The sequence below is a fragment of the Streptomyces sp. NPDC058231 genome, assembly GCF_042882275.1.
Taxonomy (GTDB): domain Bacteria; phylum Actinomycetota; class Actinomycetes; order Streptomycetales; family Streptomycetaceae; genus Streptomyces.
In genome coordinates, this window is sequence record NZ_JBHVWN010000024.1 from 17124 (window position 1) to 31533 (window position 14410).

The window sequence follows — 14410 nt, forward strand, 5'->3', positions numbered from 1 at the left end:
GGTGTGGCTCCGCTGCGGCTGCCGCTGTGGCGCGCGGGCGGCCGTCCGACGTGTCCGGGTGGGCGCTCGGCCGGCCGGAGTGACGCGGGTCCGCGGACGGACCGGGGCGGGGCCCGGCACACCGATGTGTGCCGGGCCCCGCCCCGTTTACGTCAAAAGGTGCGGTGCTCAGAGCCGCTCGGGGGTCCTGATGCCGAGCAGCGCCATGCCCTGGTGCAAGGTGCGGGCGGTCAGGTCGCAGAGGAAGAGCCGGTTCTCGACCACCTCGGCGGGGTTGTCGTCGCTCAGCACATGGCACTGGTCGTAGAACGTCGTGTATAGCGAGGCCAGCTGGTAGAGGTACGCGGCCAGCTTGTGCGGCTCGTACGTCGACGCCACCTCGGCGAGGTTCTCGCCGAACTGGTCCAGGTGCAGGCCGAGCGCCCGCTCGGCCGGGGCCAGCTCCAGCTCCGGGTGCGCGGCCGGCCGGGTCTCGCCCGCCTTGCGCAGAATGGACTTGATCCGGGCGTACGCGTACTGGAGGTACACGGACGTGTCGCCGTTCAGCGACACCATCTGGTCGAGGTCGAACTTGTAGTCCCGGACAGCGGAGGTCGAGAGGTCGGCGTACTTCACCGCGCCGATCCCGACGTACCGGCCGTTCTCGACGATCTCCAACTCGGTCAGGCCCACCTTCTCGGCCTTCTCGCGCACGACCGTCGTCGCCCGGTCGATCGCCTCGTCCAGCAGGTCCACGAGCCGGACCGTCTCGCCCTCACGGGTCTTGAACGGCTTGCCGTCCTTGCCGAGCACCGTGCCGAACGCCAGCTGGTGCGCCTTCACGTCCTCGTTCAGCCAGCCGGCCCGGCGGGCCGTCTCGAAGACCATCTTGAAGTGGAGGGACTGCCGCGCGTCCACGACGTACAGCAGCGTGTTCGCCTTGAGGTTCTGCACCCGGTCGCGGATCGCGGAGAGGTCGGTCGCCGCGTAGCCGTAGCCGCCGTTCGTCTTCTTGACGATGAGTGGCGTCGGGTTGCCGTCCGGGCCCTTCACGTCGTCGAAGAACACGCAGAGCGCGCCCTCGGAGCGGACGGCGACGCCCGTCTCCTCCAGGATCCGGCAGGTCTCCTCGAGCATGTCGTTGTAACCGGACTCACCGACGATGTCCGGGTCGTCGATCTGCATGTCGAGCTTGTTGAAGACCGAGTAGAAGTAGACCTTCGACTCGTCGACGAAGCGCTGCCAGAGCGCGAGCGTCTCCTCCTCACCCGCCTGGAGGGCCACCACCCGGTCCCGGGAGCGGGCCTTGAACTCCTCGTCGGAGTCGAAGAGGGCACGCGACGCCTTGTAGAGCCGGTTGAGGGAGGACATGGCGGCTTCGCCGTCCTGCTCCTCGCCGCCCCGGTGGTCCAGCTCGCTGGGGTGCTCGATCAGATACTGGATGAGCATGCCGAACTGGGTGCCCCAGTCGCCGATGTGGTGGCGCCGGACCACGTTCTCGCCGGTGAACTCCAGGATCTCCACCATCGCCGCACCGATGACCGCGGAGCGGAGGTGGCCGACGTGCATCTCCTTGGCCACGTTCGGCTGTGCGTAGTCGATGACGGTCGTGCCCGGGGTGCTGGTGTACGGGACGCCGAGCCGGTCGCCGTCCTCGGCGCGCGCGGCCAGTGTCTCGACGATCGCCCGGTCGGTGAGCGTGATGTTCAGGAAGCCGGGGCCGGAGACCTCGATCTCCTTGATCAGGCCGCCCGCCGGGATCGCGCCCGTGACCTGGGACGCCAGCTCCCGAGGGTTGCCCTTCAGCTTCTTGGCGAGGGCCAGGATCCCGTTGGCCTGGAAGTCGGCCCGGTCACTTCGGCGCAGCAGCGGGTCCGCGGTGCCGGCATCCGGCAGCGCTGCCGTCAGGGCGTCCGCCAGCTGCTGCTGGAGCGTGGAAGCGAGGGAATTGACCGAGGCCATGGGATGGCTGCCGTTTCCGTAGGGGTACGAGGGATCACGCCCAGTATCCCACGCGCGGTAAAGCCGTTTTCGCGCTGTCGGTGGGACCTGGGAGAATGGACGGTGCCCCTACGAGCCCTACCAGAGAGAAGGACGTGCCGACCGTGGCTCAGAGTCAGAGCAGCACCGAGGCCGACTGGGTCTCCCGCTTCGCGGACGATGTCATCGCCGAATCGGAGCGTCGTGCGCCTGGCAAACCGGTCGTCGTCGCGTCCGGTCTTTCGCCGTCGGGCCCGATCCACCTCGGCAACCTCCGCGAGGTCATGACCCCGCACCTGGTCGCGGACGAGATCCGGCGCCGGGGGCACCAGGTACGCCATCTGATCTCGTGGGACGACTACGACCGGTACCGGAAGGTCCCGGCGGGCGTCCCCGGCGTCGACGAGTCGTGGGCCGAGCACATCGGCAAGCCGCTGACGTCGGTGCCCGCACCGGCCGGGTCCGCCTACCCGAACTGGGCCGAGCACTTCAAGGCCGCGATGACGGACGCGCTCGACGAGCTGGGTGTCGAGTACGACGGAATCAGCCAGACGGAGCAGTACACGGCGGGCACGTACCGCGCCCGGATCCTGCACGCGATGAAGCACCGCGCCGACATCGACGCCGTCCTCGACCGGTACCGCACGAAGAGGGACCCGGCGGCCGGCGGCGGCAAGAAGCCGCAGCAGAAGAAGGTCGACGAGGCCGAACTGGAGGCCGAGGCGGGCTCCGGCGCGGCGAGCGAGGACGACGGCAGCAGCGGCTCCGCCGGCTACTTCCCGTACAAGCCGTACTGCGGCAACTGCGAGAAGGACCTGACGACCGTCACGTCGTACGACGACGACACGACCGAGCTGAACTACACCTGCACCGCCTGCGGCTTCGCCGAGACCGTCCGGCTCAGCGAGTTCAACCGCGGCAAGCTGGTCTGGAAGGTCGACTGGCCGATGCGCTGGGCGTACGAAGGCGTGATCTTCGAGCCCAGCGGTGTGGACCACTCCTCGCCCGGATCGTCCTTCGTCGTCGGCGGCCAGATCGTCCGCGAGATCTTCGACGGTGTGCAGCCGATCGGTCCCATGTACGCCTTCGTCGGGATCTCCGGCATGGCGAAGATGTCCTCCAGCAAGGGCGGCGTGCCGACCCCGGCCGACGCGCTGAAGATCATGGAGGCGCCGCTGCTGCGCTGGCTGTACGCGCGCCGCAGGCCGAACCAGTCCTTCAAGATCGCCTTCGACCAGGAGATCCAGCGGCTGTACGACGAGTGGGACTCGCTGGCGCGCAAGGTTGCCGACGGCTCCGTGCTGCCCGCCGACGCCGCCGCGTACGCGCGGGCCGTCGGCACGGCTGCCGGTGAACTGCCGAGCACGCCGCGCCCGCTGCCGTACCGCACTCTGGCGTCCGTTGCGGACATCACGGCCGGGCACGACGAGCAGACGTTGCGCATTCTGAGCGAGCTGGACCCGGAGAACCCGCTGACCTCGCTTGCCGAGGCGCGGCCGCGGCTGGACCGTGCGGAGAACTGGATCACCAGCCAGGTGCCGGCCGAGGCCCGCACCATCGTCCGCGACGAACCGGACAAGGAACTGCTCGGTTCGCTGGACGACCAGGGGCGTCAGTCGTTGCGGCTGCTCCTGGAGGGGCTGGACTCGCACTGGTCGCTCGACGGGCTGACCACGCTCGTCTACGGCGTGCCGAAGGTCCTGGAGGGGCTGGAGCCGGACGCCAAGCCGACGCCCGAGCTGAAGGTCGCCCAGCGGTCGTTCTTCGCGCTGCTGTACCGGCTGCTGGTCAGCCGGGACACCGGGCCGCGGCTGCCCACGCTGCTGCTGGCCGTGGGCGCCGAGCGGGTGCGGAAGCTGCTGGGCGCGTAACAGCCGCCTGCGGGACGGAGGGCCGCCACCCGGTGTCCGGGGTGGCGGCCCTCCGCGCTGCTGCTCCGTCCCGGCGGGGTCCGTGCCGTGCGGCGCGGACCGTCGGGGTTCCGCGCCGCACGGTCTCGGAGGTGCGGATCCGGATGGCTACGCGATGTGGTTCTCGGCCATCTCGTTGTCGAAGCGCTGCTTGAACCCGGGCAGCATGCGCCGGAGCAGGGCCGTGCTGCGCGGGTGGCTGATGTTGTGGACGTCCGAGAGCGTTATGTCGAGGACCTCCGCGCTCGGGTGGACCTGGTGCTCGTGCGTGAGTTCGGAGAACACCTGGTACGCGGCGTCGCCGAACGCGATCTCCGCCTCGGCCCACTCCGGCGGATCCACGTCCTGCTGCTGCGGCCGCGGCTGCTCCTGCTCCTGGCCCTGCGGAGGATTCAGCTGCTCCGGGTGGGGTTCCTCGTTGCGGGGATGGGGAACCGCGCCGATCGTGCCCACATTGCCCAGGGGACGGGTGCGGCCGCCCGGGCCCGACGGGATCATGACCGGGGTGGGTTCCAGGCCCTCGACGTACATGGGGTTGTACGCACCCTCGTACGCATCCTCGGGGACCTGTGGCGCCGCGAACCACGGGCTCTCGTGCGAGCCGGGACCCTCCTGGGGCCACTCCTCGGCAGCCGGGTCGGAGGGGTGCGGATACTGCGGCTGCCCCTGCGGCGGCTGTTGCTTCCGGTGTTCCTGCTCCCGGGGGCCGGCGTACTGCTGGTGCTGCTCCTGCGGGGCGTAGGCCAGCTCGGGCTGCGGGTGGGCCGGCTCGACGGCTGCCGGGGCGGGGGCCGGGGGCAGCAGTACCGGTTCGATGCCCGCGGCGGCCAGGCCGGCCGGGCCGGTGTCGGCCAGCGGGACGCCGAACTTCGCCAGCCGCAGCGGCATCAGCGACTCGACCGGTGCCTTGCGGCGCCAGTTGCGGCCGAAGCGGGCCTGGAGCCGGGCCTGGTAGATCAGCCGGTCCTGTTCGAGCTTGATGACCTGTTCGTACGAGCGCAGCTCCCACAGCTTCATCCGGCGCCACAGCTTGAACGTGGGTACCGGGGAGAGCAGCCAGCGGGTGAGGCGGACGCCTTCCATGTGCTTGTCGGCCGTGAGGTCGGCGATCCGGCCCACCGCGTGTCGGGCGGCCTCGACCGAGACCACGAACAGCACCGGGATCACCGCGTGCATGCCGACGCCGAGCGGGTCGGGCCAGGCCGCGGCGCCGTTGAAGGCGATCGTCGCGGCCGTCAGCAGCCAGGCCGTCTGACGCAGCAGCGGGAACGGGATGCGCATCCAGGTCAGCAGCAGGTCCAGTGCCAGCAGTACGCAGATGCCCGCGTCGATGCCGATCGGGAAGACCAGGGAGAAGTTCCCGAAGCCCTTCTGTTCTGCGAGCGCGCGCACGGCGGCGTACGAGCCCGCGAAGCCGATCGCGGCGATGACCGCCGCGCCTGCTACGACGACCCCGATGAGTATCCGGTGCGTGCGTGTCAGCTGCATCGCGGCCACCCGCGATCCCCTCCCTGTGTTCCCGAATTCGTCCCCTGGCGGGGCACAGCCTGGCACATGCGCGGGCGGCGTGGTGCGCGGGGAGGGGCGAAGCCCGGCTCTCGGGGGAGGGCCGGGCTCCGTAAAACTGCTTCTGTGCAGGGTTGTTCGGATACCTGCTGGGGCCGCGCCGGTAGGTCCGCGGAGCGGCGGAGCGGTGTTACCCGCTGTGCGACGTGGACTTGGCGGACTTCGAGGAGGTCGCCGACGCGGACGCCGTGGACTTCAGGGACGCCCCGGACTTCGCGGACGCCGTGGACTTCGGGGATGTCCCGGACTTGGCGGACGCGGGGGACTTGGTCGCCTTCGGCGACTTCGAGGTGCCGGCCGACGGGTTCGACTTCTTCCCCGATCCGTTGGCGTCGGCGACCGCCGCGACGGCCTCCTTGGCGGCCTTCTCGGCGCCCTTCAGGATGTCGTCGCCGGACGGGGTCTTCGCGCCCGCGTACCCCGCACCGTTGTAGGTCAGGGTGACGACGACGTTCCCCGTACGGGCCACGACCGTCGCGTACTTGAAGTCCTCACTCGTCTTGGTGAGGTCGTACGTGATCTTGTCGGCCTGCTCGCCGATACCGCTGACCGTGGCCTCGGCGACCTTCTTGGCGCCCTCGGCGGCCTTGGTCTTGGCGACCTGGTTCGCGAGGTCCCCCTGGGCGCGCTTGGCGCCGCTGCCGAGGGCCTGGTCCGAGTCGAAGCGGGTGAAGCCGACGTCGAGCCAGCGGTACTGCGAGCCCTTGACGCCGTTGTCGTCGAGTCCGTTCCAGGAGCAGCCGGCCCGCGCCGAGGTGTCGCTCGAGGTGGCGGGCGTGCCGGCCTTGCTCTTGGCCTTGGGGACCAGCGAGCTGATCGTGTCCGAGGAGATCGCGTCGCACGGGTCGGGCAGCTCGGCGAACTTCGCCGACTCGACCTTCACCTCGGTCTTCTGTGCGCTCGGCGCGGAGGACGAACCCGACTTCTTGTCACCGCCGGAGTCCGACGAGCAGCCGGCGACGACGAGCATCACCGGAACGGCGGCGCAGGCGAGTATGCGGGTGAGTCGCGGGGCTGATCGGTGCATGGTTCCTTCACTCGGGTGGCGCTACGGGCTGGTGGCGCGACGGGCAGTGGCGTGGTGCTCGGGCAGGTGTTCCGGAGGGCCACGGTACGACGGACGGCGGCCGGATGCCGCCATGGCCGGACACTCCGCCGACCGCGGGAACCCGGGGTCCAGGTGCCCGGGACCGGGCTAGTCGCTGAACTTCTCGACCAGCTTCCGGGCCAGCGTCAGGGCCTTCTCCTGCAGTTCCTTGCTGTCCGGCACCTCGGTCGGGACGGCGGTCTGCTCGGTGTACTGGACGGTCACAATGACGTTCGATGTGCGGAATACCACGCTCACCGTGCGGTGCTGTGCGCTGGAACCTGCCCGAGTGAGCAGATCGTCCAGAAATGCGGCATCTCCGAGGTCGTCGAGCGTGCGCGGGCGGAGGTCCTCGGTGTCGTCGGAGCCGTTGGCGCCGTCGTCCGGTGCAGAGCCGGACGGGGTGTCCGACGGGGTGTCCGAGGCGGAGGGCGTCTCCTTCGCCGCGATGTCGGGGGAGGCCGATCCGGTCGGCAGATGGGCGGCGGTCTCCTTCTTCCCGTACACCTCGGTGGCGCGGTCGTCGTCGCTCACCGCGGTGTCGTACGAGACGACCCGCTCGAAGTCGAGGACGAGCGAGTGGGACGAGGCGGGGGCCTCGGACTTCCACTGGCAGCCGACCCGCCGGTCGGTGTCGTACGTGACGGCGGCGGTCCCCGCGTACACCTTCTCCTGCTGGTCCTCCGGAAGCTCCGCCGCGCCGGGCAGCAGATCCTTCAGGGTGGAGCGCGGAACGGAGCGGCAGGGGTCGGGAAGCGTGCGGTACTTGCCGGCGGGTGCGGCGGCGACGGTCGGACTGCCGAGATTGCTGTCGTCGGCGGAGCTTTCGGTGCCGGCGCTGCCGGTGCAGCCGGCGGCCAGCACTGCGAGGAGTGCGACGCCGGGTGCGTACGCCATTCGTCGCACGTCCGGGCTCCCTTCGGGCGAAAAGCGGTTGCCGCTCGATAGCGGCCGGTGGACACAATGTGTATCGCACGCGCCGCTGTGGATGCCGGTCGGCCAACTCTTTTGCCGACCTTGGCACCGGTTTTGCGCTTTGAGGATTTTCGGGGGAATTGAGGAGTTATGTCGTACGTGGAGGTGCCGGGGGCGAAGGTCCCCATCCGCATGTGGGCCGACCCGGCTTCGGTCGAGGACGGCGCGATGCAGCAGCTGCAGAACGTGGCCACGCTGCCCTGGATCAAGGGCCTGGCGGTCATGCCCGATGTGCATTTCGGCAAGGGCGCGACGGTCGGCTCGGTGATCGCGATGCACGGTGCGGTCTGCCCGGCGGCCGTGGGAGTCGACATCGGCTGCGGCATGTCCGCGGTCAGGACCTCGCTGACCGCCAACGACCTGCCGGGCGATCTGTCGCGACTGCGGTCCAAGATCGAGCAGGCCATCCCGGTGGGCCGCGGGATGCACGACGAGACCGTCGACCCGGGCCGGCTGCACGGTTTCCCGACGGCGGGCTGGGACGACTTCTGGGCACGGTTCGACGGGATCGCCGACGCGGTCAAGTTCCGTCAGGAACGCGCTATGAAGCAGATGGGGACGCTCGGCTCCGGCAACCACTTCATCGAGTTCTGTCTCGACGAGTCGGGCGCGGTCTGGCTGATGCTGCACTCCGGATCCCGGAACATCGGCAAGGAGCTCGCCGACCACCACATCGGGGTGGCGCAGAAGCTGACGCACAATCAGGGTCTGGTCGACCGCGACCTGGCGGTCTTCATCGCGGACACCCCGCAGATGGCGGCGTACCGCAACGACCTGTTCTGGGCCCAGGAGTACGCGAAGTACAACCGCGCGATCATGATGGGGCTCTTCCAGGACGTGGTCCGCAAGGAGTTCAGGAAGGCCAAGGTGACCTTCGACCCGGTCATCTCCTGCCACCACAACTATGTGGCGGAGGAGCGGTACGAAGGCATGGACCTGCTGGTCACCCGGAAGGGCGCCATCCGCGCGGGATCGGGTGACTTCGGCATCATCCCGGGGTCGATGGGCACCGGCTCGTACATCGTGAAGGGCCTCGGGAACGCGAAGTCGTTCAACTCGGCCTCGCACGGTGCCGGCCGGAGGATGAGCCGCAACGCGGCGAAGCGGCGCTTCTCGACGCGGGACCTGGAGGAGCAGACGCGGGGCGTGGAGTGCCGCAAGGACTCCGGTGTCGTGGACGAGATCCCGGGTGCGTACAAGCCGATCGAGCAGGTCATCGAGCAGCAGCGGGACCTCGTGGAGGTCGTCGCGAAGCTGAAGCAGGTGGTGTGCGTGAAGGGCTGAACGCCCTCGCGCCGCCGCGAGGACGAGCCCCGGACCCTGTGGTGGTGGTCCGGGGCTCCGTGGCGTGTGCCGTAGGCCGCCGTGCCCGCTCGCGCGGCTGAGGCCGCCGCTCCCGTCGCGGCCCCGCCCGCTGTCAGAGCGTGCGGTGGACCTTCGTGTTGGAGGCCTGGGCGCGGGGGCGTACCACCAGGAGGTCGATGTTGACGTGGCTGGGGCGGGTGATGGCCCAGGTGATCGTGTCGGCCACGTCGTCGGCGGTGAGCGGGGCGTCGACGCCCGCGTAGACCTTGGCGGCCTTCTCCGTGTCGCCGCGGAAGCGGGTGGTGGCGAACTCCTCCGTCTTGACCATGCCGGGGGCGACCTCGATGACGCGGACCGGGGTGCCGACGATCTCCAGCCGGAGCGTCTCGGCAAGGACGTGTTCGCCGTGCTTGGCGGCGACGTAGCCGGCGCCGCCCTCGTACGTGGAGAGAGCCGCGGTCGAGGAGAGGATCACGACCGTGCCGTCGCCGCCCGCCGTGAGCGCGGGGAGGAGGGCCTGCGTGACGTTGAGGGTGCCGATGACGTTCGTCTCGTACATCCGGCGCCAGTCGGCCGGGTCACCGGTGGCGACAGGGTCGGCGCCGAGGGCGCCGCCCGCGTTGTTGACGAGGACGGCGAGGGTGCGGAAGGCGGTGGCGAACGCGTCGACCGCCTCGCGGTCCGTGACGTCCAGGGCGTAGGCCGTGGCCTCGTGGCCGGCCTCGCTGATCTCGGCGGCGAGCGCCTCGATGCGGTCCTTGCGGCGGGCGGTCAGGACGACGCGGTAACCGGCGGCGGCCAGCTGCCGGGCGGTCGCGGCACCGATGCCGCTGCTTGCTCCGGTGATGACGGCGATGGGGGTGGCGGCCATGCGGACTCGACTCCTCGGAGAGCTGATCGGTACCGGCTCAGGATAGGCAGGCGGCCCGCCGCGGCGTTCGGCGGCCACGGCCATCGGACGGACGGGGCCGTGGTTTCCGGTCAGTGGTTGCGGGGGGCGTACATGATGACGGCCATGCCGGCCAGGCAGATCAGTGCACCGGCCACGTCCCAGCGGTCGGGTCGGTAGCCGTCGGCGACCATCCCCCAGGCGATCGAACCGGCGACGAAGACACCGCCGTACGCGGCGAGGATGCGGCCGAACTCGCCGTCCGGCTGCAGTGTGGCGACGAAGCCGTACGCGCCCAGGGCGATGATTCCGGCGCCGATCCAGATCCAGCCCCGGTGGTCCCGCACGCCCTGCCAGACGAGCCAGGCACCGCCGATCTCGAAGAGCGCGGCGACGGCGAAGAGTGCGACGGAGCGGGCGACAAGCATGGGAACAGCGTTTCATGCGGGTGGCGCGGCCAAGGACTGTCCCGTGGAGCGCGGTGGTTCGAGTGGCACGGGGTGGAGCAAGTGGGTGGAATGGCGGCCAAGACGAGTGTGTAAATCAGAATAAATAGGGGTGATGTGTACCTTCGCTGCATGCTAGTGACGTGGAAGGCTGGGCTGGTGGTCTCCGCCGCGGTGGCGATGGTGGCAGCGATGTCCACCGATGCGTGGGGGGCCGGCCGGGTGGCCGTGGCGGCGCCGGTGGCCGCGGCCGCGCCGGCGGGCGGATGGGCGGAGCCGGAGGCGGACGTGTCCCACCACGGGCATGTCTCGCTGTGGGGCAGTGAGCTGGGGCTCTGGCTGCACAGTGAGAACCACGGCCCTTCGGATCTGGACGGGGCGACCGTGCGGCTGCGCTTCTCGGCGGTGCTCGCCGGCCGGCAGGAGATGCCGGTCGAGTGCCTGCAGGCCGACGCCCGTACGGTGCTGTGCCGGACCGGTCCGCTGCCCGCCGACGGTTCGGCGGGCCGACAGCTCGCCCTCGAACTGCGGCTCGCGGGGCGGCCGAAGGCCGTGGTCGTGCGGATCGACACCGTCTGGAACGGCGGTGCGACCGACCGGAACCTCCAGAACGACCAGCACCAGGTGTCGGCCTTCGCGACCGGGGACGAGTACGTTTTCTGACCGCCGGTGGCGGGCGACCGCGGTGCCGGCGTGCGACGGGGAGGGCGCAGGGGCGCGCGCGGTGCGGGCGGGCGCCGTGCCGCGCGGCGGTCACCTGTCGAGGGCGGCCCGCAGCGCCGCCGGGTCGGACCGGTCGCCGGCCCAGGCGACATAGCCGTCGGGGCGGACGAGGAGCACGGTCGTGCGGTCGCTCGCCCAGTGTGCGTGCACCAGTGGGGACGGGGACGACGGCGTGGGCACGTCGGCGGGGGTCACCAGGACGAACCTGCCGTCACGCAGCAACTCCTGGAGGCGGCCCTCCACCAGCCCCAGGTCCGGTGCACGCTTTCCGGTGAGGCGATGGGAACCGCGGGGCGCCGGGTACGCGATGCCGATGCCGGAGATCAGGCCGATGGCCTTGTCCGCGACCGGCCGCACCATGGACAGCAGGCGTGCGGCGGACGCACGGACCGCCCGCTGCCGCAGGGTCCGGGCCATGGCGAGGCGGATCAGCGCGCCGCTGCTGCGCAGCACCATGGTGCCGACCGGATGCCGCTCGGCCTGGTAGCTGTCGAGGAGCGCTTCCGGGTCCGACACCTCTCCCTTCAGTACGGCGGCGAGCTTCCACGAGAGGTTGGCCGCGTCCTGCAGCCCGGTGTTCATGCCCTGGCCGCCCGCGGGGGAGTGGACATGGGCGGCGTCCCCGGCCAGGAAGACCCGGCCCGTGCGGTAGGCGGGCACCTGTCGTTCATCGCTGTGGAAGCGGGAGATCCAGCGGGCGTCGCGCATGCCGTAGTCGCTGCCGAGGGCCAGACGCGTGATCTCGCGCAGCTCGTCCAGCTCGACGGGATCGCTGTCGGCGGCCTGATGCCTGCGGTTCCATCCCATGACCCGGTACCAGCCGTCGCCGAAGGGGGCGATGAAGGCGAACGCGCCCCCCGCGCCGTCGGCCGTGAGGAGGTCGGGCGGCTCCTCGGTGAGCCGGACATCAGCGAGGACGATGGACCGGATCACGGACGCGCCGGGGAAGGGCAGCCCGAGCGCCTTGCGTACGGCACTGTGCACGCCGTCGGTGCCCACGGCGTAGCGGGCGGTGAGCGCAGTGTGCGTCCCGTCGGTGTCCCGCACCTCGGCGGTGACGGTGTCGACGGACTGGCTCAGGCCCGTCAGCTCCGAGCCGTACCGGAAGTCCACGCCTGCGGACAGTGCGCGGCGCTTCAGCACGTGCTCGACCTCGTACTGCGGGGTGACCAGCAGGAACGGGAAGCGGGACCGGAGCCGGGACAGATCGAGGCGGAGGCCGTCGAAGAGCCGCAGCTCGGTGAGGCGGGAGCCTGTCCTGACCAGCTCGTCGGCGAGGCCGCGGGCGTCGAGCGTTTCGAGGGTGCGGGCATGGACGGCGAAGGCGCGCGTCATGTTGCTGATGGTCTCCCGGCGGCGCTCGACGACGGTGACCGAGAGGCCGCGCTCGGCGAGATCGCCGGCGAGCAGCATTCCGGTGGGTCCGGAGCCGACGACGAGGACATCGGCGGTGCGGGCGGCGCCCGGGGCGTCGGAGGTGCTGTGCGCGCCGGGGGTGGCGTCGGCGTTCGTACGGGTGCTGGGCTTGCCGGTCATGTCGGCCTCCTGAAGCCGGTTACCAACGGTCATCCGGTACCAACGATTGTTGGCCAACAAATGTAGGTCAACGCTTGTTGGTAAATATAGAACGCGCCCCACTGGCATGTCAACGGCTGTTGGCCTACGATTGTTGGCATGACGACGAATGCGCCCCGCCGCTCGGACGCCACCAAGGCCGCGATCCTCGGCGCGGCCCGTGAGCGGTTCGCCTCCGACGGCTACGAGCGCGCCACCATCCGGGCCATCGCCCGCGACGCGAACATCGACCCGTCGATGGTGATGCGCTACTACGGCAACAAGGAGGGGCTGTTCGCGGCCGCGTCCGCGATCGATCTGCGGCTGCCGGAGCTCGGGGCGCTGCCCGCGAGGCACGTCGGGGCCGTACTCGTCGGGCACTTCCTCGACCGCTGGGAGCAGGACGACGTCCTGACCGCCCTGCTCAGGGTCGGTGTCACCAATGACGCGGGGGCCGAGCGGATGCGGTCCGTCTTCGCCGGCCAACTGGGACCGATAGCCGCCGGGGTGTGCCCCGATCCCGCCGACGCGCCGCGCCGCGCCGCGCTCGTCGCCTCCCAGATCCTGGGGATGGCGCTCGCCCGCTACGTCCTGCGGATCGCCCCCGCCGCCGCGATGTCGCGCGACGAGGTGATCGCCTGGCTGGCGCCCACCGTCCAGCGCTATCTGACCGCCGAGCAGCCGTAGCGCGCACGGTCCGTCCCCTGTCCCGGCGGGGGCGGGAGGCCGTCTGATTCGTACACTCTCCGCATGACGCAGAAGTCTCCGGTCCGGCGCGGCGCCCTGCTGGCGGAGCTGTCCACCGTGTCGCGCCGCTACATGGCCGCGTACGCCCTCTTCAACCAGGCCGTGGCCGACCATCTGCGGATCCACCCCACCGACCTGCAGTGCCTCAATCTGCTCAGCCTCGAAGCGGAGCCGGTCACCACGGGCCGCATCGCGGAGCTGACCGGGCTCACCACCGGTTCGGCGACCCGGCTCGTCGACCGGCTGGAGCGAGCCGGCTACGTGACCCGCGAGCGCGACACGACGGACCGGCGGCGGGTGCTCGTCGCGACCGTGCCGGAGCGGATGGCGGAGTTCGGCGCCGTCTGGGAGCGGCTGAACGGGGACTGGGCGGCGATGTTCGAGGCGTACGACGACGACGAGGTGACGCTCCTCATCGGCCACATGCGACGGACGGTGGAACTCGGCGCGAGCCAGATCGCGCGGCTGCGGAGCGGCGAGTTCAGCCCGTAGGCGCTGTCCCGGCGGGACCCACCGGCTCGTCCGGGGCGCCGAACTCGCGCACCGCGTCGGCGACGATCGCCTCCAGTCGGGCGTGGTGCGCGCCGCGCCAGTACACCCGGCCGCACTCCGTGCACTGAGCGAAGACGTCGTACGACTGCCGGGTGCCGTGCTCGAGCCGCCCCTGGACGGAATCCTTGTCCGCCCCGGTCAGCTGCCCGTTGCACGCGGTGCACCGGCTCCACGGAACCAGCGCCGGCGCGAACCGCTCCAGTACGTCCCGAAGCTGGTCGTCCGGGCGGTCGCTGTAGATGTACGCCCCCGCCCAGATCTCCCTTCGCCGCAGCAGCCCCCGGTCCCGGGAGAGGAGTACCCGCCTCTCCTTCGCCGACAGGGTGGCCAGCGCCTGGTCGCCGATGTCCTCGCTCTCGTACGCGGCGTCGACGCCCAGCAGCCGCAGCCGCCGGGCGAGCGTGCCGAGGTGGACGTCGAGGAGGAAGCGCAGCGGTGCACCCTCGATGCGCTGGGGCCGTACCACCGCGCGCACCTCCACGCGTTCGCCGGCGCCCGGGATGTGCGAGACCGCAACGGGGCGGCCGTCGACGAGCAGTTGGCCGGCCTCGGTGAGCGGAACGCCGAGCGACTCCACGACATGGCCGAGCGTCGAGGAGCCGTCGGTGGTCACCGGCGTGCGCCCGTCGCGACGCTCGTGGGCGACGAAGAGCCGCAGTTCAGGGGCGACTTCGAGATGGATCTCCGGTCCGTTCAC

At 70.7% G+C, this 14410-nt stretch carries 13 protein-coding genes; 5 read left to right on the plus strand and 8 right to left on the minus strand.

Annotated features, from left to right (window positions below; genetic code table 11):
* Positions 1-168: 168 nt before the first annotated feature.
* Positions 169-1941: an arginine--tRNA ligase gene (argS, locus tag ACFVXE_RS18185; RefSeq protein WP_389672147.1), complete on the minus strand. Its 1773-nt coding sequence runs from the start codon at positions 1939-1941 to the stop codon at positions 169-171.
* A 134-nt stretch (positions 1942-2075) separates the two neighbouring features.
* On the opposite strand from argS, the gene lysS reads away from it, so the two are divergent.
* The gene (lysS, locus tag ACFVXE_RS18190) at positions 2076-3830 is read left to right on the plus strand and encodes a lysine--tRNA ligase (protein ID WP_389672148.1); all 1755 of its coding nucleotides are present in this window, start codon (positions 2076-2078) and stop codon (positions 3828-3830) included.
* 147 nt (positions 3831-3977) lie between these two features.
* On the opposite strand, the gene ACFVXE_RS18195 is transcribed toward lysS, so the two are convergent.
* From ACFVXE_RS18195 to ACFVXE_RS18205, 3 genes are all read right to left on the minus strand, one after another.
* Positions 3978-5366: a DUF2637 domain-containing protein gene (locus ACFVXE_RS18195; protein WP_389672149.1), complete on the minus strand. Its 1389-nt coding sequence runs from the start codon at positions 5364-5366 to the stop codon at positions 3978-3980.
* A 199-nt stretch (positions 5367-5565) separates the two neighbouring features.
* Positions 5566-6462, minus strand: a complete 897-nt coding sequence (locus ACFVXE_RS18200) for a DUF3558 family protein (protein WP_389672150.1) — start codon at positions 6460-6462, stop codon at positions 5566-5568.
* A 168-nt stretch (positions 6463-6630) separates the two neighbouring features.
* Positions 6631-7419, minus strand: coding sequence for a DUF3558 domain-containing protein (locus ACFVXE_RS18205; protein WP_389672220.1), 789 nt, complete (start codon positions 7417-7419; stop codon positions 6631-6633).
* Positions 7420-7587: 168 nt separating this feature from the next.
* Between ACFVXE_RS18205 and ACFVXE_RS18210 the strand changes: the two genes are divergently transcribed.
* Positions 7588-8781 carry an RtcB family protein gene (locus ACFVXE_RS18210; protein WP_389672151.1) on the plus strand — a complete coding sequence of 398 codons (1194 nt, stop codon included), beginning with the start codon at positions 7588-7590 and terminating at the stop codon, positions 8779-8781.
* 133 nt (positions 8782-8914) lie between these two features.
* Here the strand turns inward: ACFVXE_RS18210 and ACFVXE_RS18215 are convergent, their stop codons facing one another.
* Complete coding sequence (locus ACFVXE_RS18215; protein ID WP_389672152.1) at positions 8915-9673, minus strand: SDR family NAD(P)-dependent oxidoreductase; 759 nt, start codon at positions 9671-9673, stop codon at positions 8915-8917.
* 110 nt (positions 9674-9783) lie between these two features.
* Positions 9784-10119 carry a YnfA family protein gene (locus tag ACFVXE_RS18220; RefSeq protein ID WP_389672153.1) on the minus strand — a complete coding sequence of 112 codons (336 nt, stop codon included), beginning with the start codon at positions 10117-10119 and terminating at the stop codon, positions 9784-9786.
* Between the two features lie 150 nt (positions 10120-10269).
* On the opposite strand from ACFVXE_RS18220, the gene ACFVXE_RS18225 reads away from it, so the two are divergent.
* Positions 10270-10800 carry a hypothetical protein gene (locus ACFVXE_RS18225; protein WP_389672154.1) on the plus strand — a complete coding sequence of 177 codons (531 nt, stop codon included), beginning with the start codon at positions 10270-10272 and terminating at the stop codon, positions 10798-10800.
* Between the two features lie 90 nt (positions 10801-10890).
* Here the strand turns inward: ACFVXE_RS18225 and ACFVXE_RS18230 are convergent, their stop codons facing one another.
* Positions 10891-12396, minus strand: a complete 1506-nt coding sequence (locus ACFVXE_RS18230; protein WP_389672155.1) for an FAD-dependent monooxygenase — start codon at positions 12394-12396, stop codon at positions 10891-10893.
* Between the two features lie 138 nt (positions 12397-12534).
* Between ACFVXE_RS18230 and ACFVXE_RS18235 the strand changes: the two genes are divergently transcribed.
* The gene (locus ACFVXE_RS18235; protein ID WP_389672156.1) at positions 12535-13101 is read left to right on the plus strand and encodes a TetR family transcriptional regulator; all 567 of its coding nucleotides are present in this window, start codon (positions 12535-12537) and stop codon (positions 13099-13101) included.
* 63 nt (positions 13102-13164) lie between these two features.
* Positions 13165-13653, plus strand: a complete 489-nt coding sequence (locus tag ACFVXE_RS18240) for a MarR family winged helix-turn-helix transcriptional regulator (RefSeq protein ID WP_389672157.1) — start codon at positions 13165-13167, stop codon at positions 13651-13653.
* Here ACFVXE_RS18240 and ACFVXE_RS18245 read toward each other — a convergent pair.
* Positions 13643-14410: a Mut7-C RNAse domain-containing protein gene (locus ACFVXE_RS18245; protein ID WP_389672158.1), complete on the minus strand. Its 768-nt coding sequence runs from the start codon at positions 14408-14410 to the stop codon at positions 13643-13645. The two genes, ACFVXE_RS18240 and ACFVXE_RS18245, sit on opposite strands and share 11 nt — an antisense overlap.